Origin of the sequence: Parvimonas sp. oral taxon 393 str. F0440, assembly GCA_000223315.2 — a bacterium.
Taxonomy (GTDB): Bacteria; Bacillota; Clostridia; order Tissierellales; family Peptoniphilaceae; genus Parvimonas.
Genome location: AFUS01000005.1, coordinates 385411 through 405566 on the forward strand (window position 1 = coordinate 385411; position 20156 = coordinate 405566).

The 20156-nt window shown below is 28.6% G+C and carries 16 protein-coding genes and 4 pseudogenes; 2 read left to right on the forward strand and 18 right to left on the reverse strand.

Annotated features, from left to right (window positions below; all coding sequences use genetic code 11):
* Positions 1-8 precede the first annotated feature (8 nt).
* From HMPREF9127_RS06320 to HMPREF9127_RS06335, 4 genes and pseudogenes are all read right to left on the reverse strand, one after another.
* Positions 9-995, reverse strand: a complete 987-nt coding sequence (locus HMPREF9127_RS06320; protein WP_482198266.1) for a glycine--tRNA ligase — start codon at positions 993-995, stop codon at positions 9-11.
* On the reverse strand, positions 884-1399 hold the full coding sequence (locus tag HMPREF9127_RS09660; RefSeq protein WP_009448598.1) for a glycine--tRNA ligase: 516 nt from the start codon (positions 1397-1399) through the stop codon (positions 884-886). Before HMPREF9127_RS09660 ends, HMPREF9127_RS06320 begins: the two co-directional genes overlap by 112 nt.
* Positions 1400-1638: 239 nt before the next feature.
* Positions 1639-4198 (reverse strand): annotated as a pseudogene (locus HMPREF9127_RS08100) (L,D-transpeptidase).
* Between the two features lie 210 nt (positions 4199-4408).
* Positions 4409-5293 (reverse strand): YitT family protein, encoded by an 885-nt coding sequence (locus tag HMPREF9127_RS06335; RefSeq protein WP_009448965.1) that lies wholly within the window; start codon positions 5291-5293, stop codon positions 4409-4411.
* Positions 5294-5499: 206 nt separating this feature from the next.
* Between HMPREF9127_RS06335 and HMPREF9127_RS06340 the strand changes: the two genes are divergently transcribed.
* Positions 5500-6033, forward strand: coding sequence for a TDE2712 family protein (locus HMPREF9127_RS06340; RefSeq protein ID WP_009448602.1), 534 nt, complete (start codon positions 5500-5502; stop codon positions 6031-6033).
* Between the two features lie 414 nt (positions 6034-6447).
* A complete protein-coding gene (locus HMPREF9127_RS06345; protein ID WP_009448557.1) occupies positions 6448-7785 on the forward strand; it encodes a C1 family peptidase in 1338 nt (445 codons plus the stop codon).
* Positions 7786-7832: 47 nt separating this feature from the next.
* Here HMPREF9127_RS06345 and HMPREF9127_RS06350 read toward each other — a convergent pair.
* The 14 genes and pseudogenes from HMPREF9127_RS06350 to HMPREF9127_RS06410 all read right to left on the reverse strand — a co-directional run bounded on the left by HMPREF9127_RS06350 (position 7833) and on the right by HMPREF9127_RS06410 (position 20136).
* Positions 7833-8632, reverse strand: a pseudogene (locus HMPREF9127_RS06350) (TrmH family RNA methyltransferase).
* Entirely contained in the window at positions 8607-9248 is a 642-nt protein-coding gene (locus tag HMPREF9127_RS06355) for a potassium channel family protein (RefSeq protein WP_039849493.1), read from the reverse strand. The pseudogene HMPREF9127_RS06350 and the gene HMPREF9127_RS06355 overlap by 26 nt, the downstream one beginning before the upstream one ends.
* Positions 9172-10605 (reverse strand): TrkH family potassium uptake protein, encoded by a 1434-nt coding sequence (locus HMPREF9127_RS06360; protein ID WP_255261729.1) that lies wholly within the window; start codon positions 10603-10605, stop codon positions 9172-9174. Before HMPREF9127_RS06360 ends, HMPREF9127_RS06355 begins: the two co-directional genes overlap by 77 nt.
* Before the next feature lie 178 nt (positions 10606-10783).
* Complete coding sequence (rplT, locus tag HMPREF9127_RS06365; RefSeq protein ID WP_004832268.1) at positions 10784-11128, reverse strand: 50S ribosomal protein L20; 345 nt, start codon at positions 11126-11128, stop codon at positions 10784-10786.
* An 18-nt stretch (positions 11129-11146) separates the two neighbouring features.
* A complete protein-coding gene (rpmI, locus tag HMPREF9127_RS06370) occupies positions 11147-11338 on the reverse strand; it encodes a 50S ribosomal protein L35 (protein ID WP_009448580.1) in 192 nt (63 codons plus the stop codon).
* A 15-nt stretch (positions 11339-11353) separates the two neighbouring features.
* Positions 11354-11898, reverse strand: a pseudogene (infC, locus tag HMPREF9127_RS06375) (translation initiation factor IF-3).
* Between the two features lie 150 nt (positions 11899-12048).
* The gene (locus HMPREF9127_RS09515; protein ID WP_482198267.1) at positions 12049-12579 is read right to left on the reverse strand and encodes a TDT family transporter; all 531 of its coding nucleotides are present in this window, start codon (positions 12577-12579) and stop codon (positions 12049-12051) included.
* A complete protein-coding gene (locus tag HMPREF9127_RS09520; protein WP_009448867.1) occupies positions 12576-12965 on the reverse strand; it encodes a TDT family transporter in 390 nt (129 codons plus the stop codon). Before HMPREF9127_RS09520 ends, HMPREF9127_RS09515 begins: the two co-directional genes overlap by 4 nt.
* Positions 12966-13041: 76 nt before the next feature.
* Positions 13042-13842, reverse strand: a complete 801-nt coding sequence (locus tag HMPREF9127_RS06385) for a DUF169 domain-containing protein (RefSeq protein ID WP_009448834.1) — start codon at positions 13840-13842, stop codon at positions 13042-13044.
* Positions 13843-14162: 320 nt separating this feature from the next.
* Positions 14163-16256, reverse strand: coding sequence for a Tex family protein (locus tag HMPREF9127_RS06390; protein WP_009448918.1), 2094 nt, complete (start codon positions 16254-16256; stop codon positions 14163-14165).
* Between the two features lie 57 nt (positions 16257-16313).
* The gene (lpdA, locus tag HMPREF9127_RS06395; protein ID WP_009449002.1) at positions 16314-17714 is read right to left on the reverse strand and encodes a dihydrolipoyl dehydrogenase; all 1401 of its coding nucleotides are present in this window, start codon (positions 17712-17714) and stop codon (positions 16314-16316) included.
* Positions 17715-17878: 164 nt separating this feature from the next.
* A complete protein-coding gene (locus HMPREF9127_RS06400) occupies positions 17879-18586 on the reverse strand; it encodes a CPBP family intramembrane glutamic endopeptidase (RefSeq protein ID WP_009448540.1) in 708 nt (235 codons plus the stop codon).
* A 48-nt stretch (positions 18587-18634) separates the two neighbouring features.
* Positions 18635-19350: pseudogene (locus tag HMPREF9127_RS09855) on the reverse strand (CPBP family intramembrane glutamic endopeptidase).
* A gap of 63 nt (positions 19351-19413) precedes the next feature.
* Positions 19414-20136, reverse strand: a complete 723-nt coding sequence (locus tag HMPREF9127_RS06410) for a CPBP family intramembrane glutamic endopeptidase (RefSeq protein ID WP_009448806.1) — start codon at positions 20134-20136, stop codon at positions 19414-19416.
* Between the last annotated feature and the right edge of the window lie 20 nt (positions 20137-20156).

The following is a 20156-nucleotide window of genomic DNA, read 5'->3' on the forward strand; positions in this document are numbered from 1 at the left end:
AATACCTCCTAAAATTCTAAAGACTTTTCAATAAAATCTTTTAGTTCTGAGATTTTTATTCTCTCTTGTTCCATAGTATCTCTAAATCTAACTGTTACACAATTATCTTCCAAAGTATCAAAATCGACAGTTATACAGAATGGAGTTCCAATTTCATCTTGTCTTCTATATCTCTTTCCGATACTTCCTGAAACATCTGTATCTATCATGAAATATTTTGAAAGTTCATTATAAATTTCATCAGATTTTTCTGACAATTTTTTAGTAAGTGGTAAAATTGCAGCCTTAAATGGAGCTAAAGCAGGATGAAGTCTTAAAACAGTTCTAACATCTCCTTCTCCTATTTCTTCATCATCATAAGCATTACATAGGAAAGCTAGAGCAACTCTATCAGCTCCAAGTGAAGGTTCAATACAATATGGAATATATTTTTCATTTGTAACCGGGTCAATATATCTTAAATCTTCTCCGGAAACTTCAATATGTCTTGATAAGTCATAATCCGTTCTATCTGCAATTCCCCAAAGTTCTCCCCAACCGAATGGGAATAAAAATTCTATATCACAAGTAGCTTTACTATAAAAACTCAATTCTTCTTTTTCATGATCTCTAAGTCTTAAAGCTTCTTCATTCATTCCCAAAGATAATAACCAATTAAAAGAATAGTTTTTCCAATATTCATACCATTCTAAATCTTCTCCAGGTTTGCAAAAAAACTCTAATTCCATTTGTTCAAATTCACGAGTTCTAAAAGTAAAATTACCGGGAGTAATTTCGTTTCTAAAAGATTTACCAACTTGTGCAATTCCAAAAGGAACTTTTTTTCTTGAAGTTCTTGCAATATTTTTGAAATTAACAAAAATACCTTGTGCAGTTTCCGGCCTTAAGTAAATTTCAGATTTACTGTCTTCAGTAACACCTTGAAAAGTTTTAAACATAAGATTGAATCTTCTAATTCCGGTAAAATTTTGTTTTTTACAATTTGGACAACAAATATTTTTTCTTTCATTAGTTCTTCAACTTTTTCATTTTCCCAACCGTCAACATTTATATCCCCAAGATTATTTTCAAAATAAAAATCTTCAATGAGTTTATCAGCTCTAAAACGAGATTTACATTCTTTACAGTCAATTAAAGGATCACTAAAACTTCCAACATGACCTGAAGCAACCCAAACTTCCGGATTCATCAAAATTGCACTGTCAAGACCAACATTATATTTAGATTGTTGAACAAATTTTTGCCACCAAGCCTTTTTTACATTATTTTTAAATTCAACACCTAAAGGACCATAATCCCAAGTGTTAGCAAGTCCTCCGTAAATTTCTGACCCTGGATATATTATTCCCCTACTTTTACATAAAGAAACAATTTTTTCCATACTCTTTTCTGATTTCATAATATTCCTCCTAAAAATAAATAAACAAAAAGGCCATATCGTAAGGGACGATATGACCGTGGTTCCACCCTAATTATGTTAAAAACATCACTCTAAAAAAATTACTCCCGATTTCCCCATAATACAAAAATGTAATTTTTCACCAAACAATCACTCTCTAAAAATTTTGTACTATTTTTTATCGTTCAACGTAAATATTAACAATTTAATTCTAACATATTTAGATTTTAAAATCAATACTAATAAACTATAACTCTCATTCCAACATAAGAATTACTGTAAATATATCCCATTTTACTAGGATGAACATTTACGCAACCATGTGATCCTCCCCATCTATAGTAATTACTATTAGAGAAAGCAGAATATGGTTGCCAATTTGCATCATGAATTCCATAGCTTCCATGGAATGGCATCCAATATTGAACCCATGAAGCATATCCCGGACCTCTTAATATCCTTGAATATTCTTTTGAAAGAACTCTGAAATTTCCTCTTACAGTAGGACTTACAGGCTTACCGCTTACTATACCGATTCTGGAAATTATACGTCCGTTTCTAACAAGCCATAGTTTTTGATCGCTTAAACTTATAACTATAAAGTCACCATTTACATAACAACTTCTACCTGTATCTCTAGATATCCAAACACCATCTGAAACATACCAATCAGAATCAGCTAAACCTACTTCTTCTCCATCTAAATAAGATTTTCCGTCGTAAAATCCATTAGCATATTTTCCATTCACAAAATATCTTTGTCCATTCCCATCTGTTGCATATCCTGTATGTTTTTCTCCGTTTTTAAAGAAATACCAATCATATCCGTCATCATGCCAACCATTTGCAGGATATTTACTTCCATCATAATAGATTCCGTTTATATAAGTATTTCCTGATGATTCTAAACCATCTTTATATAATTTTTCATTATATCTTCCGTTGGCATATTTTCCTTTTACAAAATATCTCTTTCCGTTGCTGTCTACTGCAAATCCCGTATGTTTTTTACCATCCACAAAGAAGTACCATGCATTTCCGTCGTCATACCAACCATTTGCAATCTTACCTTCTCCATAGAAAATTCCTTGGATATAGGTATTAGCATACTTTCCTTCTATAAAATACATCTCTCCGTTGCCATCTACAGCTTTTCCCGTATACTTTTTACCATTTTTGAAGAAATACCATGCAAAGCCGTCGTCATACCAACCATTTGCAGGACTTATATTTTCATCGTAAAATATTCCATTTACATAAGTTCTTCCTTTTGACTCCAAACCGTTTTTATATAATTTGCCATCATATATTCCGTTGGCATATTTTCCTTTTACAAAATATCTTCTTCCATTTGCATCTGTTCCAAATCCATTATGTTTTTTACCACTTTGAAAGAAATACCATGCTTTCCCGTCATCACACCACCAATTTGCAAGTTTTCCATCTTTATAAAAAAGTCCGTCTATATAAGTATTTGCATATTTTCCTTTCACAAAATACATTTCACCGTTCCCATCTACGGCTTTTCCTGTATATTTTTTACCATCTTTAAAGAAATACCATGCAGTTCCATCATCATACCAACCATTTGCAGGTTTTATATTTTCATCGTAAAATATTCCATTTACATAAGTTTGTCCTTTTGATTCTACACCTTCTTTATATAATTTACCATTATATATCCCATTGGCATATTTTCCATCTACAAAATATCTCTTTCCATTAGCATCTATTCCATAACCATTATGCTTTATACCTTTTTGGAAAAAATACCAATCAGTTCCGTCATCACACCACCAGTTTGCAATTTTTCCTTCAGTATAAAATATATCATCTATATAAGCATTGGCATATTTTCCGTTTAAAAAATATCTCTTTCCATTAGCATCTATTCCATAGCCCTTATGTTTTTACCTTTTTGGAAAAATACCAATCAGTTCCGTCATCACACCACCAATTAGCGGGCTTCCCATCCTTATAAAAAATTCCATCTACATAAGTATTCGCATATTTTCCTTTTATAAAGAGCATTTCACCATTTCCATCTACGGCTTCTCCTGTGTATTTTTTACCATCCATGAAGAAAAACCATTCATTTCCGTCATCATACCAACCACTTGCAGGCTTTGCATCATATCCGTAAAAAATCCCATTTACATAAGTATTTCCTTTTGACTCCAAACCATTTTTATATAATTTCCCATTATATATTCCGTTGGCATACTTTCCGTTTGAAAAATATCTTTTTCCGTTTCCGTCTACACCATAACCATTATGTTTTTTACCGTTTTGGAAGAAATACCATGCATTTCCGTCATCGCACCACCAATTAGCAAGTTTTCCATCCTTATAAAAAAATCCATCCACATAAGTATTCGCATATTTCCCATTAATAAAATACATCTCACCGTTTCCATCTACGGCTTTTCCTGTATATTTTTTACCATCTTTAAAGAAATACCATGCTTTACCATCATCATGCCAACCATTTGCAGGTTTTCCATCAGAACCATAAAAAATTCCATCTAAATAAACATTTGTTGAAACATCTCCATTTTTATATAAGATGCCATTATATACTCCATTAGCATATTTTCCATCTACAAAATATTTATTTTGATATTCACCTGTAAATTTTTTACCATTTTGGAAAAAATACTTTTCATTACCATCTTCTTTCCATCCATTAAAGCCTTCTGCAACGACAACAGCTTTATCTGTATACTTATTTAAAACTAATACATTTAACATAAGCAAAGACAAAACTAAAAAAATTCTTGATAAAAATTTCTTTTTCATAACCCCTCCTATGTAAAAATTTAAAACATATAAAAACTTAAAATTTAACTAGATTTTGTTTTAAATATTTATTTAAAATACTGAATATAGTATATACAAAATATCTAAAAAAGTCAATTGAATTTTAACAATTATTCCTGTTACTTTCACACAAAAAAACTGTTATGAATCAAATATTCATAACAGTTTTAAATTTTTATTCTTATAGTATTATTTCTTACCTTTTGATACCTTTTTATTATCTTCTGTAAGGTAACTAAATCCTTCTCCTGAAACTTCGCTAACTGTTAAAACATTTACAAATGCTTTACTGTCGAAGTCTTTTATATAATTCATAACTTTAATATATTCAGGTCTTGTAAGAATTGTTTCAATCATAACTCTTTCACTCTTGTAGTATCCTCCCTTTACTTCATAAAGTGTACTACCTCTATTAATTACATGAAGTATATAATCATTAATTTCTTCCCATTTTTGAGAATGGATATATAATTTAATTCTAGTTTTATAACCTGTAAGAACTTTATCAATAACAATTGCATTAAATAATATACCAACTATTGCATACAATGCAGCATTAAGTCCATAGGCCGCATAACCCATTACTACAACTGAAAAATCTGCAATAAAAAGTCCTACACTTATATCTATATGAAAATACTCATTCAAAATTTTTCCAACAATATCAGTTCCACCTGTAGATGCGTTTTGATTTAATGTCAAAGCTATACCAACAGCAGTAACAACAACCCCTATAACCATACTCATAAATGCAGTATCAACTAAAGGTTGAATATTAGGAAACAATTGTTCAAAACCTATAAGTGAAAATGACAATACAATTGTAGCATATATACTAAGTCCCCCAAATTCTGTTCCTACTAACAAAAAAGCTAAAATAAACAAAATGACATTTATTGCAAGTTGGAACGTACCAACAGATACACTAGGAAAAAACTTTGCAAGCGCTATTGAAAGTCCGGATGTTCCCCCAATTGTCAAATTATATGGAACCATAAAAAAGTAAACTCCTGCTGAAACTAAAATAGCTCCTAATGTCGTAATTAAAATTTTATTAATCTTACTTGAATTCATATTTAATCCCTCCTACTAACTTACTGTACAAGTATAACAGAACTTTTCAAATTTTACAACAACCAAACTGTATAACTATTGATTTTTTTATAAAAAAAGTTTACAATTATTTTATAGTATATTTTACATTGGGTAAAATATAAAAATTTAAAATTTTAATTTACAAATTTATTGTAAATTAAAGTACATAATTATCGGAGGCTTATATGATTAAACAAATTGAATTAAACTTAGAAACTATCGAATCCATGTTATACTTATGGACTGCATTAGCTGAAAAAGAAAAAGTTGCTGAAAGCTTTTTTGTTGATGTTGCTAAACAATACCCACTACAAGCTATTAAAACTAACGATTTCAATGAAGAATCAGTTAGAAGAGTTTTATCTGCTATTCAAAACAGAGAATTACTTTCTACAGCTACTAAAGAAGAAAAAAGATTTTGGAATAACAATATGTGGATGATGGAAGACCTTGAGCTTCCACAACTTATGGCAAAACCTATAAAAGTTCTTAATGTAAATCATCTTATTGATGAATTAAACAAAGAATTTCCAAATAATGATAAAGAGATTTTAAAAGTATATATTGCTCCATTACATTTGGATGATTACTATATAGTTGACGGAAATTTAATTATCAACTTCTTTAGAATTATGTTACCGGATGGAGAAAATGCATTTATTGATGGAAAACCAATTGATGAATATATTCTTGAAAAACTAAGAGAAGTTTTAAAATAATTCTTAAATGATTAATATTAGATTTTCATAATACAAATAAATTAATTACTTTAAGGAATGTGACCTGTAATTATCAGGAAACATTCCTTTTTAATTATCTGCAATTATTCTAATGTTATAGCGATTAATATGATCTATTACCATTTTATCAATATTTAAAGAATTTTTTTAGTCCAATATTTCCTATTTCTATATTTTAAAAACTATTAAAAATTTATAATATTTATAATAAAAAACTATTGTTATAATATCATTTTTTAGGTTACTTATTATTTTATCTTAATATATAATATATTTAAAAACTTATAATTTTTATCATTTTTGATAATAATTATCTTTTATTTATTATAATTTTATGTTACAATGTAATTGTGAGGTTTCTCACAAAAAAATTTTTTAAGGAGAGTGATACAAATGGCATTAACAAATGAAGTTCTTAAGTCATTTAAAGAAAGATTTAATTCTTGTAAAACAAATAAGGTTGTAGCTGCAAGTGTTTCAAAAGTCGGTATAAATGAAGCATCTACAAATCATGAAGTCTATAAGAGACACGATTTTCAATTTTCCGATATTACAAAAAAAGGTGAAATAACAAACCAAAAATCAAGTGGTAGATGTTGGATGTTCTCTGCATTAAATGTTGCCAGAGTTTCTACTATGGAAAAATTAAACTTAAAGACTATGGAATATTCTCAAACATATACTCTATTTTGGGATAAACTTGAAAAAGCAAACTTCTTTTTAGAAAGTATAATTGAAACGTTAGACGAAAAAACAGATTCAAGAGTTGTTTCTCATCTTTTAACTGCTCCTGTGCAAGATGGCGGTCAATGGGATATGTTTAAAGGTCTTTTAGAAAAATATGGTGTTGTTCCTAAAGGAATCATGCCTGAAACATTCCACTCTTCAAACACAAGAGATATGGAAGCAATACTAACTAAATATCTTAGAAAAGCTGCTTGTGATATGAGAAGACTTCATAAAGCAGGCAAATCTTTAAAAGAAATTGAAGATTTAAAAAATGAAACTCTTTACGCAGTTTACAATATTTTAACTAAATGTTTAGGAGAAGTTCCTGAAACTTTTACCTATGAATACAGAGATAAAGACGAAAAATTCCACAGAATATCAAATATTACTCCTAAAGAATTTTTCGACAAGTATGTTGGTTGGAATTTAAAAGATAAAGTAAGCTTAATCAATGCTCCAACCGATGACAAACCTTACGGAAAAGTTTACACTGTAAAATTCTTAGGAACAATTAAAGAAGCAGACAAAATAAAATACGTAAATGTTCCTATAGAAGTATTGAAAGAAAGTGCTATAAAATCAATTAAAGCCGGAGAACCTGTATGGTTTGGCTGTGATGTAATTAAGTTTTTAGAAAAACAAAAAGGAATTATGGACTTAGATATGTTCATATATGATGACATATTCCCTACTTTAGAAAACTTTACAAAAGCTGAAAGACTTGATTATCATGAAAGTGTATTAACTCATGCAATGGTATTTACAGGAGTAAATCTTGATGAAAATGGAAAACCATTAGAATGGCAAGTTGAAAACTCTTGGGGAGATACAGTTGGAGATAAAGGTATTTTTTCAATGTCTGATGAATGGTTCGACGAATACAACTATGAAGTAATGGTTGACAAAAAATACGTTGATGAAAAATGGTTAAAAGCTCTTGACGAAGAAATTGTAGAACTTGAACCATGGGATCCATTTGGTGCATTGGCAAGATTAAAATAATTTAAAAATTGTACAAAAAATATATATAGTACAAAAAAAGGAAGTGTTCAAAAACACTTCCTTTTATTTTTATATATTTTATACATTATTATTGCAGCTGCTATTGATACATTTAAAGACTCCATTGAATTATCCATATCTATTTTTAAATGTTCATTTGAAATTTTAAGCATTTCATCTGAAACACCATTTGCTTCATTTCCCATAACAACAATATTTTTTCATCAAAATTAAATTCTTCCAAAAATTTTGAATTTTCACTTAAAGTTGTAGAAATTATTCTATAACCATCTTTTTGAAGTTCTTTTACTCTATCAATATCACAATTTATAATATTCGTTCTAAATAATGCACCCATAGTTGCCCTTAAAACTTTAGAATTATATTTGTCTACACAATTTATAGTCAATATATCCTTAATTCCAAAAGCATTTGCAGTTCTAACTATTGTTCCAAAATTTCCCGGATCACTTACATTTTCTAAACAAATTATATTTTTAGAAGAAATATTTTTATCCTCAATATAATTTACAACAGTAATAACTCCTTCTGAATTTGTAAGTTCAGTTAAATTCTTAAATAATTTTTCAGATAAGATTATAACTTTATCTAAATATTTTTCATTAAAATCAAAGTTTTCAATAAATTTTTCAGTACAAATTATATTTTCAATATTTAGATTTTCGTTTATTGCTTCTAATAAAAGTTTTTTGCCCTCTAATAAAAATAATTTGTATTTATCTCTATTCTTTTTCAAATACAGACTTTTAAATAATTTGTACTTTTTATTTTCTTTACTATCTATTATTTTAAATTCCATCCTATACCAACTTACCAATTCGGTCATTTCTTCCTGCAACAAGAAGAATATCACTATCCTTTATAACATAGTCCGCTCCGACATTTATCTCCAAACCATCCTTATTTTTTATTGCGACAATATTTACATGATGTTTGTTTCTAATTTCAGATTCCTTTATTGATCTTCCAATCCAATCAGCAATCGGTGAAATTTCAACAAGAGAATACTCATCAGACAAATTAATGGAATCTAAAATATTTGAATTACTAATAGTATTTGCTACTCTTATTCCCATATCTCTTTCAGGAATAATAACTCTATCAGCTCCTATTTTCTTAAGAACCATAGCCTGAACGCTATCAGTAGCCTTGGCAATAATTTTTGGAATACCAAGTTCTCTAGCTTCAACAGTTGCAATAATTGAAGTTTTGTAATCAGAACCTATTGCAACAACACAAATATCAAAATTTGTAAGCCCTAATTCCTTTAAACTTCCATCAACACTAACATCGCAAACTATGGCATGAGTAACCTTATTCGCAATGGAATTTATAATCTCCTCATCTTTATCTACTACCATTACTTCATTTCCAAGTCTTTCTAAGGTGATGGCTAAACTCATTCCGAATCTTCCACAACCTAAAACAACAATTTGTTTCATAATATCTCCTATCCAACAATAACATTTCCATTTGAATACTTAAATTTCTTCTTATTGACTTTTTTATAAAAAGAAAAATAATTGTAAGAGGTCCTACCCTTCCAATAAACATCAATATAATTATAATCATTTTTGTAATATCTTTCAAATGCGGAGTTAAATCCTTACTAAGACCAACGGTTGCAAAAGCTGAAACCGTTTCAAAAAGCAAGTCTATAAAACGATAATCTTCTATTAAAGTTAAAACAAAAACTACAGCATTGACCAATAATATAGATATAACAAAAATACCTATTGCCCTTTTAACTAAAGAAAAAGAAATTCTCCTTTTAAAAACCTCTATCTCATTATTATTTTGAATAAAAGAAATAGTAGTTACAATTAATAAAAATATTGTGGTAGTCTTTATCCCACCTGCTGTACTTGCGGGTGAACCCCCTATAAACATCAAAAATATACTTAAAATCGTTGAAGATTCAGTAAACCCTGTTTGATTTATAGAAGCAAATCCCGCCGTTCTGGTAGTTACAGACTGAAAAAACGAATTTATTATTTTATCAAAAAGGTTAAAGCTTTTCAAAGTCTTTACATTGGAATATTCTAAAATAAAAAATGCAATTGTCCCAAATATAAGTAAACCTAAAGTCATTACCAAAACAATCTTAGTATGCAAAGAATATTTTCTATAGTTTAATTTATAATTATTTATATCAATATATACATTAAATCCAAGTCCCCCTAAAATTATCAAAAAAGAAATAACTAGAAGTAAATATGGATTTGTATTAAAACTTTCCAAACTATTTTCACCCAAAATATCAAAACCGGCATTACAAAAAGCTGATATGGAATGAAAAATAGAATAGAAAATTCCCTTTAAACCTAGCTTTGGAACAAATGTAAAACAGAGCAAAAATGCTCCCAATCCTTCTATTATAAAAGTTGAAAAAATCACATATCTTATAAGCCTTACCATTCCTGTAAGTCTTGTTGTCCCCATCTGTTCCTGAATTACAAGCCTATCTTTCAAAGTTATCTTTTCACCTAAAATCATTGCTACCATGGTAGCCATTGTCATAAAACCCAAGCCTCCGGCTTGAATTAAGAGCATTATAATAAATTTCCCAATATAATTAAATTCGTTGGTGATATTTATGGTCGATAACCCTGTTACACAAACAGATGAAGTTGATATAAATACACAATCTAAAAAATTTGTAAAATTTAGGTTTTTAGATGAAAAAGGTAAAAACAAAAGAATTGATCCAACGGTTATAATTAGAAAAAACCCTAAAGTTAAAACCGCAGGTGGATTTGTTTCAAGCTTATCTTTTAGCTGTTTTATAAAATCTTTCAATATAACCTCCAATAAGAACCCCACCCTTCCACGATGCTTTGCATCGGGTGAGTACCCGGGAACCTTGTTGCTTCGCAATAACAACCCCACCCTTCCACGATGCTTTGCATCGGGTGGGTACCCGGGAACCTTGTTGCTTCACAATAAAAAATCCCTTCAATTATGAAGGGACATCTCTCTATCTTACTAATTCAACTAATTTTTTGAATCCTTCAGGATCATTTATAGCCATTTCAGAAAGCATTTTTCTATTCATATTAATATTATTTTTCTTAAGTCCATACATAAATTTGCTATAACTTAAACCATATTGTCTTGTTCCGGCATTAATTCTTGCAATCCATAAGCTTCTGAAATCTCTTTTCTTTCTCTTTCTTCCGATGAATGCATAAGTCATTGATTTCATAATTGCTTGGTTAGCAACTTTGAATAATTTAGACTTCGCACCATAATAACCTTTAGCTTGTTTTAATACTTTTCTATGTTTTTTTCTTGCATTTAAACTACGTTTTATTCTTGCCATTACTCTTTACCTCCATAATTAAGGAATCATATTATTGATTCTTTTTTGATCTCCACTGCTGATAACTGCTGATTTTCTTAAATTTCTAATTCTCTTTGGTGATTTTTTACTTGTTAAATGGCTCTTATATGCCTTAAATCTCTTAATTTTTCCAGTACCAGTTCTCTTGAATCTCTTAGCTGACGCTCTATGTGTTTTCATTTTAGCCATACCTAAAACCTCCTATTAATCTTGTTTTGGTGATAAAAACATTGTCATATTTCTACCTTCCATTACGGAATCTTTTTCTACATTTCCAAATTCTTCAGTAAGTTCCTTAAATTGATTTAAAACGACCTTACCAATATCAGTATGTCCCAATTCTCTACCTCTGAATCTTACAGAAACTTTTACCTTATCTCCGGCTTTTAAGAAGTTATTTGCATGTTTTGCCTTAACTTCTATATCATGCTTGTCAATACTCGGAGTAAGTCTAATTTCTTTAACATTCATAACTTTTTGTTTTTTCTTGACTCTTTTTCTTTCTTTAATGAATCATATCTATATTTTCCATAATCTAAAATTTTGCAAACAGGTGGATTAGCATTAGGAGAAATATTTACAAGATCCAATTTCTTTTCATTTGCCATTTCCAATGCTCTTGAAATTGGAACAACTCCAATTTGATTACCTTCTGCATCAATTAATCTAACATCTTTTGCTCTAATCTCTTCATTAATTAAAAGCTCTTTTATAATAACACCTCCACAAAAAAAACGGCGAGTAAACACCCGCCATAATAATTACAAAACTTAAATTATTAACATAAACCTGAAACAAAATAGTAACAAGGTGAGAGCGAGTACTCTACTTCATTCATCATATTACTTGGATATTTTACCATATATAAATAAAATAGTCAAGTAATTTTTAATAATTTTTTAGTTTTCTTTTTCAAATAAAAATTTCATATATCCTATAAAAACATATAGTACAATCAAAGTCGCTAATATTTCTTGGAAATTAACTAATAATTTTAAAGCTGAATTAGCTCCGTATAATTTTGTAACATATCCATTAAATAATTTTGTAGCAATTGCACTTATTACAAGTGGGAATGTAAATCCTGAAAACCCAGGAGAAAATTTCAATTTCAGTAATTTTGGTAAATTTACTAAAACTACTAAATAGAAAAATAGTGAAAATCCAAACAAAACAGCAGCGAAAGTAAAATTCTTTTCAGGAAAAGCATTCAAATATCCTGCAAGTGCAAGTGAACCAGGTGCTGATAAAATTGCAAAAGTTGGCTTGGCAGGTTCAGGAATTTCTTTAACTTTAAATACTCTATAACAAACAACAGGTATTAAAATTAAATATGCTACTAAAGCAAACCAAAAACAAATTTGTCCTAACTTTAATTGTCCTGCAGCTCCTGCAGTAACACTTGCTGTTGCAATACCAACATAAACTATATACCAAGATGGAAATACTTTTTTATTGAAAAATTAGGTAAAAATTTCAAGCTAAACCAAATCATTAGCAAAGTATGTAATATAACACCAACAAGCCAAACTACTACAGCTAAAACTGATGAATATGGCTTTGCATAGCTACTAAGCAAAATAGTAGCCATTGTAATTGTTAAAAGAACACTAGCAGCAACCGGATTATCCAAAACGGTTTTTAATTTAGAATTTAGCACAACAATTTTTAAAACAAAAATAATATATAAGATAAGTGCTACTCCACCTATACATAATCTTACAACATTACTATAAGATTGTAACAGATTTCCAAGCGCAAACATTGATAAAATCAAACCTGCAATTGGAATAGGTAATTTTTTCAAAAGATTCATATAATTCTCCTTTACTAAATTTTTTAGAAATTATAGTTAGGAATTTCTTTTTAAGAAATTCCTAACTATAATAAATTTATTTGTTTATTGGTCCACCTAAATATGTTCCTGTATCATAATTTTTATTTAATTCGATTACAGAATCATCCATATGATTCTTTTTCATCTTCTTAATTATTTTTCTCTTGTTCCCATTACGTTCAAATGGATTTGTTGTTTCCATAATTCCTTGAACAACATTGTACCAATGTTTCCAAGCCATTCCAATTCCTAATTCATCCGGATGCCAATTTGCCATTAATCTAGTTCCAGGACATAGGAATGTAATATTAATTGTTCCATGTTCATAAGGAAGAGTTGTAAGATCATGACAAACAGCTTGTAACCCAACAGTTTTCATTTCTGGAGAATATCCATTAAAATAAGAATATCCATGAACAACTCTCATTATGTTATATGCTTTTTCAATCATAACAACAACATCTGGTTCAACTTTAAAATTTTCTAAAGGCATTATTGCTATACCATAAACCTTGTCTTTTAAAAATATCATATCATCAGAAACACTCTTTGATGTCTTAACATCATTATAAATATTTTTACTAAATCTTGCTTCTCCAGATGCCATCTTTGGTGGTGCTTGATTAAAGCCAAAAGCAACCGCACCGTTTGGGCACCCTTGATGTACCTTTCTTACCTTTATGTTTGAACCTTTAGATGCTAAATTAACAGCATTACAATATGTAACTTTACTTTCTCTTTCAGGTACTTCAAAATTTTCATAACTTTCTTCATCGTGAAAAAACTTCACACCTACAACTTTACGATTTAAATCTAAATACGAATCGATAAGTTTTACACTTTCTTGAATATCCATTCAAAACCTCCTATTTAATTTTTATATTTATATTTATATTTGATAAAATACTTTGCGAATTAGCAAACAAATATAATCAATATTATATTATCATAGGATTAAGAATAAGTCTAATACTTTTTTTCTATGGATAAACATTATTAATAATTTATTTTTATCATAAAAATATTTGCTTGACTTTTAAACATTTAATAACTTTCTGAAAGTATAAAAAAACTTATGATAACAAATTTACCATTTTTATAAATATTTTACATAACATCGATATTTATAGTCCTATTATTTTTATGCAAAAAAAGAAATGCTAATAATCGCATTTCTTACTTCATTGTCAATTTGACTTTTTGTTTTTCAAGGTCAATTTCTAAAATCTTAACCTTAACTATATCGCCTACTTTTAAAACTTCTGACGGATGCTTTATAAATTTATTTGAAATTTGTGAAATATGAACAAGTCCGTCATTTTTAATTCCAATATCTATAAAAGCCCCAAAATCAACAACATTTCTTACAGTTCCCTTTAATTCCATTCCAACTTCCAAATCTTCAATGGAAAGAACATCGGATCTTAAAATTGGTTTCGGCATATCCTCTCTTATATCACGACCGGGTCTTTTAAGTTCTTCAATTATATCCTTTAAAGTCAATTCTCCAACTTCCAATTCTTTTGAAAGTTTTGAAATATTAATCTTATCCAAATCTTTTCCGTAAAGTTTTCCTGCAATCTCATAACTTTCAGGGTGAACAGCAGTATTGTCAAGTGGATTTTCTCCATTTCTAATTCTCAAAAATCCTGCTGATTGAGTATATGCTTTAGGACCTATTCCCTTAACTTTTTTTATTTCATCTCTATTTTTAAAAGCTCCATTTTCATCACGATATGAAACTAAATTTTTAGCCATAGTTTTTGTCATTCCTGAAATATAGGATAATAAAGAAAAAGAAGCAGTATTAACATCAACTCCAACCTTATTTACACAGTCCTCAATAACATCAGATAGAGTTTCTGTCAATTGTTTTTGATTTACATCATGCTGATATTGTCCTATACCAATATGTTTTGGTTCAATCTTTACAAGCTCAGCCATTGGGTCTTGAATACGTCTTGCTATTGATATTGCACCTCTAACAGTTACATCTAAATCCGGAAATTCTTCTTGCCCAAGTTTTGATGCAGAATAAATTGAAGCTCCTGCTTCATTTACAATTGAATAGAATAAGTCTTCTTTTTTCAATTCATTTATCAATTCAACAACAACTTTTTCAGTTTCACGACTTGCAGTTCCATTTCCAATAGCAATTAAACTTACATCATATTTTTTAATAAGTTTTGCCAAAATTTCCTTGCTTTCCTTTATCTTTTCTTGCGGTTTTGTTGGATAGATATTTACATGATCTAAAACTGATCCCGTTTTTGAAATAACTGCCACCTTACAACCCGTTCTATAACCGGGGTCAATTCCTAAAACAACTCTGTCAAGAATTGGAGATTGCATAATATAAGGTTTTAAATTTTTACCAAAAACTTCAATAGATTGTGTATCTGCCTTTTCCTTTAAATTTGCTCTTATTTCAGTTTCTATTTGTGGGAATAAAAGTCTATTATATCCATCAACAACTGCTTCTTTTAAAAATTTATGACAGAAGTTTTCATCATCCATACATAGTGCAAATAAAATCTCCCCGATATTTTTTTCATCACTTAACTTTATAGAAACTTTTAGAGCTTTTTCCTTTTCTCCTCTATTTATAGCAAGTATTCTATGTGCTGGAAGTTTAGAAATCTTTTCAGAAAATTCATAATACATATCATAAACATTGTTTTCTTCTTTTCCTTTTTCAGAAACCAAAACTCCATTCCTGTCAGCATCATTTCTTAAAATATCTCTAAAATCTTTATCTTCTGAAATCATTTCCGCAATGATATCTAAAGCTCCCGCCATAGCTTCTTCAATAGTTAAAACTTCTTTTTCTTCGCTAATAAATTCAGAAACTTTTTGTTCAAAATTATTTTCATTAAGTTTTCTATCTAAAAGCAAATCAGCAAGTGGTTTTAGACCTTTTTCCTTTGCAATAGTTGCTCTAGTTCTCTTTTTAGGTCTAAATGGAAGATATATATCCTCAACTTTTGAAAGAGTTTCAGCATTTATAATCTCATTTTTCAATTCATCTGTCAACTCTCCAAGCTCGTCAATTAATCTTATAACATCTTCTTTTCTCTGTTCTAAATTTCTTAAATATTGTAATTTTTGTTCTAAATTTCTAAGTATTTCATCATCTAAATTTCCTGTAACTTCTTTTCTATATCTTGCAATAAAAGGAATTGTATTTCCTTCATCTATAAGTTTTACAGTATTTTCAACTTGACCTATTTTTATATTTAATTCTTTTGCAATTTGTTCAAAAATATTCATTCTTACCTCTCTACATAAAAAAGGGAGCTTACGCTCCCTAAAATTCTAACAAAATAATTATTTTGCAGGTGCACTATGGATTGATTTTCCTTCTAATTGATGAATCGCTTCCATAAATGCTTCTGATAGAGTTGGGTGAGCGTGAATCATCTTTCCTATTGATTCAACTCCCATATTATTTGCCATAGCAACAGTTCCTTCATGAATCAAGTCGTTTGCATGAGGTCCGATAATATGGATACCTAAAATTCTCTTTAAGTCTTCAGTTGCAAGAACTTTTACAAAACCATCAGCCTCTCCTAATGAAACAGCTTTACCATTTCCACTGAACATAAATTTACTCTTAACATAAGGAATATTTTGAGCAATAACTTCTTCTTCAGTTAAACCAACTTGAGCAACTTCCGGTAAAGTAAATGTACAAGCAGGAACGATATCTAAATTAATTTCAGGATGTTCTCCCATTAATTTTTCAACAACATGAATTGCTTGAGCACTTGCAACGTGAGCAAGTTGAACATTTCCATAAACAACGTCACCAATAGCATAAATATGGTCAACATTTGTTTTAAATTCTTTATCAGTAACTACAGCTCCTCTTTCAGTAACAACTCCGGCTTTTTCGATTTCTAATCCATCAATATTAGCTTTTCTTCCTGTTGCTAAAAGAACCATTGTACCTTCAGCCTCTTCAACTTTATCTTTATCAACTCTGTTAGCTGTAACTTTTAATTTTCCGTTTTCTTCTTTAATTTCACTTGCACGAACTTTATTTACAATCTTAATTCCTGCTCTCTTGAAAATACTTGGAATTCTCTTTTGAATTTCTCCGTCAGTTGCAGGTAAAACACCATTAGTCATAACAGTTACCTTTGAACCGAATTGAGCATAAATACTTGCAAATTCCATTCCGATAACTCCACCACCAACAACTATAAGTTCTTCAGGAATTTCTTTTAAATCTAAGAACTCATCACTTGTGATTACATTAGGTAAATCAGCTCCTGCAATTGGTGGAATACTTGGTTTAGAACCTGTTGCAATAATTATGTAATCAGCTGTTACATCTTTTTCTGAACCATCATTCAATTTAACATGAATTGTATGTGGATCAACAAAAGAACCAAAACCTTTTAAGTATTCAATATTAGGATAAGAACCAATTAAAAATTCTACCCCACCTACGATTTTTTCAACAACTTCGCATTTTCTTTCATTAAGTCTTATTGGATCAATTTTACATTCGTCCATAAGTAAACCGAATTCTGCTTTTCTATGAATATTTTCCATAATTTCAGCATTTTTCCAAAGTGTTTTTGTAGGGATACATCCTCTATTTAAACAAGTACCACCCGGTCTATCAGCTTCAATAAGTACAACTTCTGCTCCCATTTGTGCAGCTCTAATAGCAGCCTCATATCCTCCTGGGCCTGCTCCAATAACAGCTATTTTAGTCATAAAACACACTCCTTAATTATTTTATTTTAAGTTTTCACTCACTTAAAATTATATATCAAAAATACTTTTTTTCAAGTTTTTAAATAAATTTTACTATATTTGCAATAAACTATTTCAAATCACTTACATTTGAACAAAGTAATTTATAATCAATATAAATAATTTTATAAAACACTTGTCTTTACGATAAATGAAAGTATTACAATACCTGTACTAAATACGATATGTCCAATTATTGCACTTTCTATTCTTTTTGTCTTTAAAAAAACATATCCAAAAGTCAAGGATATAATTACAGCTTCTACTACTAAAGGAAGTGCATGTTTTATATTTATAAGTGCAAACAATATTCCCGCTAAACAAGCCGGTGTGAATAATCTGACAAATTTGTATCCACCTTCATATAAATCATATAAATAGCCAAATACTACATTTCTATAAACTATTTCAGTTACAAAAGGAATAATAAATACTAAATTTATCAATGCGATTTTATTATTAGAAACTACATTTTTAATTCTAATAAATTCCCCTGTCATATCATAAGGATAACCTAAAAATCCTAAAATTTTAAATAAAATTTGAATTACAACTAGTAAAACTATCCCTGAACATGCCCCAATCAAAATAGATTTTAATAAAGATTCCTTTTTGCTATCTTTGGATATTGAATTTGTAGGGAATTTTTTACAAAACAAATATACAATAATCGCAAAAATCAAAGTTAAAGCAATATTTATATTTGTTAAGTTTTTAATCACAAATTCTGATTTTATATACTTATTTACCAATGTAGGAAATCTTGAAATTCCTAAAAAATACACCAATGATATCAAGAATGATACAATAAAATTTTTTGTCTTAACACTCATAACTTCCTCCTAAAATTTTTATTTTATAATAAGTTTTTTATGTCTAAATTAGAAAAATCTAATAATTGTTAAAAATATATTAACCAAAACATGAACTGTTATAGCTGAACTGATTCTCTTAATATACAAATATATAGCTGAAAAAGATATTCCATAAATTATATACTGAATCATAGCTAAATGAAATACACCATCATGTATTGAACCGAAGATTATTGATGATACTACTATAGATGTTATTATCCTAATATATTTATTACAACCCGAATGTAAATCATATAAATATCCAAATAATATTCGCCTATACACCATTTCTTCATATATACTCACCAAAGACATCGAAAATAAACTTACAAACAAATTAAGTCTTTCAGCACCCCTAATATTTTTTGCATTCAAACTATAAACCTTAAGTTTGAGAATACTTTCAATGTACAAAGCAAAATATATAATCAACATAGTAAAAACAAAAGCCAATATCGAAATTATTATAGATTTTTTTAAGTCCATTTTTTCTGAACTATCTATAGAATTTAATTTTCCATCAAATACATACTTTATAATAAAAAATATTATACAATTCCCAAATAGGCAACAAATCCCACCAACAAAGAAATTATTTACAATTGGATTTTCAAAAATTTAAAAACAAATATTTTTCCAAAAAATAAAGAATTTAAAATTTTCTGCCTAAAGATGAATTCAAAAAATAGAAACATTAAAACAGGAAAAATCCACTTTTTAATATTTTTTACATTTACCATAATTTCCCTCCTAGACAAATAATATTTATAAAAGATATAAACTATATTTCCATAATAATTGAGCTAAATAATAGTAAGAATAAATCGTAAACTTATATTATATAAGAAATGTATAGCTATGGCTGATGAAATTCTCTTAGTATAAAAATAAACAATAGTAAAACTTATACCCGCCATAACATAAAAAATCATTCCAGAACTAAAGACTCCATCATGGACTGCTCCAAAAACAATTACCGATCCCAACAAAGATGTAATAAATCTTACATATTTATTGCATCCTGAATGTAAATCATATAAATATCCAAATAATAATTTTCTATATACAACTTCTTCAAAAGTAACAGTAAAAAATGTAAAAATAACATAAATAAATTTATTTCGCATATACATGTCTCTAATATAGATAGCAGCTGCACTATTGACTGACGAACCTAAAACATCATATATAATATAAGTTAATAAATAAAATATGATTATTGTTAAAACAACAGCCAAGACTACTATTATAGCAGATTTTTTTATACTAATTTTATCAGAACTATCTATTGAAGTTAATTTTTCTTTGAATATAAATTTAGAAATCAATAAAATAATTACTGCAACAGCAAAATTTAACAATCCAAAAGAAAAAGTCTTATTCAAAAAAGAGTTTTCAAAGAAATTAACAACTAAATAATCCCTATCTAATAAATATTTTACTAAATGCTGTCTATAAATAAAATCACAAAAAACAAACATTAAAACTGGTGCTACCCATTTTGTTAAGTTTTTTACATTTACCATAATTTCCTCCTTTGCAATTT

What these genes read in the sequence shown, in the direction of transcription:
- HMPREF9127_RS09660 (WP_009448598.1), bottom strand. Translation starts at nt 1,399, where the DNA reads ATGAAATCAGAAAAGAGTATGGAAAAAATTGTTTCTTTATGTAAAAGT.
- HMPREF9127_RS06335 (WP_009448965.1), bottom strand. Translation starts at nt 5,293, where the DNA reads ATGAATTCAAGTAAGATTAATAAAATTTTAATTACGACATTAGGAGCT.
- HMPREF9127_RS06340 (WP_009448602.1), top strand. Translation starts at nt 5,500, where the DNA reads ATGATTAAACAAATTGAATTAAACTTAGAAACTATCGAATCCATGTTA.
- HMPREF9127_RS06345 (WP_009448557.1), top strand. Translation starts at nt 6,448, where the DNA reads ATGGCATTAACAAATGAAGTTCTTAAGTCATTTAAAGAAAGATTTAAT.
- HMPREF9127_RS06355 (WP_039849493.1), bottom strand. Translation starts at nt 9,248, where the DNA reads ATGAAACAAATTGTTGTTTTAGGTTGTGGAAGATTCGGAATGAGTTTA.
- rplT (WP_004832268.1), bottom strand. Translation starts at nt 11,128, where the DNA reads ATGGCAAGAATAAAACGTAGTTTAAATGCAAGAAAAAAACATAGAAAA.
- rpmI (WP_009448580.1), bottom strand. Translation starts at nt 11,338, where the DNA reads ATGGCTAAAATGAAAACACATAGAGCGTCAGCTAAGAGATTCAAGAGA.
- HMPREF9127_RS09520 (WP_009448867.1), bottom strand. Translation starts at nt 12,965, where the DNA reads ATGAATCTTTTGAAAAAATTACCTATTCCAATTGCAGGTTTGATTTTA.
- HMPREF9127_RS06385 (WP_009448834.1), bottom strand. Translation starts at nt 13,842, where the DNA reads ATGGATATTCAAGAAAGTGTAAAACTTATCGATTCGTATTTAGATTTA.
- HMPREF9127_RS06390 (WP_009448918.1), bottom strand. Translation starts at nt 16,256, where the DNA reads ATGAATATTTTTGAACAAATTGCAAAAGAATTAAATATAAAAATAGGT.
- lpdA (WP_009449002.1), bottom strand. Translation starts at nt 17,714, where the DNA reads ATGACTAAAATAGCTGTTATTGGAGCAGGCCCAGGAGGATATGAGGCT.
- HMPREF9127_RS06400 (WP_009448540.1), bottom strand. Translation starts at nt 18,586, where the DNA reads ATGAGTGTTAAGACAAAAAATTTTATTGTATCATTCTTGATATCATTG.
- HMPREF9127_RS06410 (WP_009448806.1), bottom strand. Translation starts at nt 20,136, where the DNA reads ATGGTAAATGTAAAAAACTTAACAAAATGGGTAGCACCAGTTTTAATG.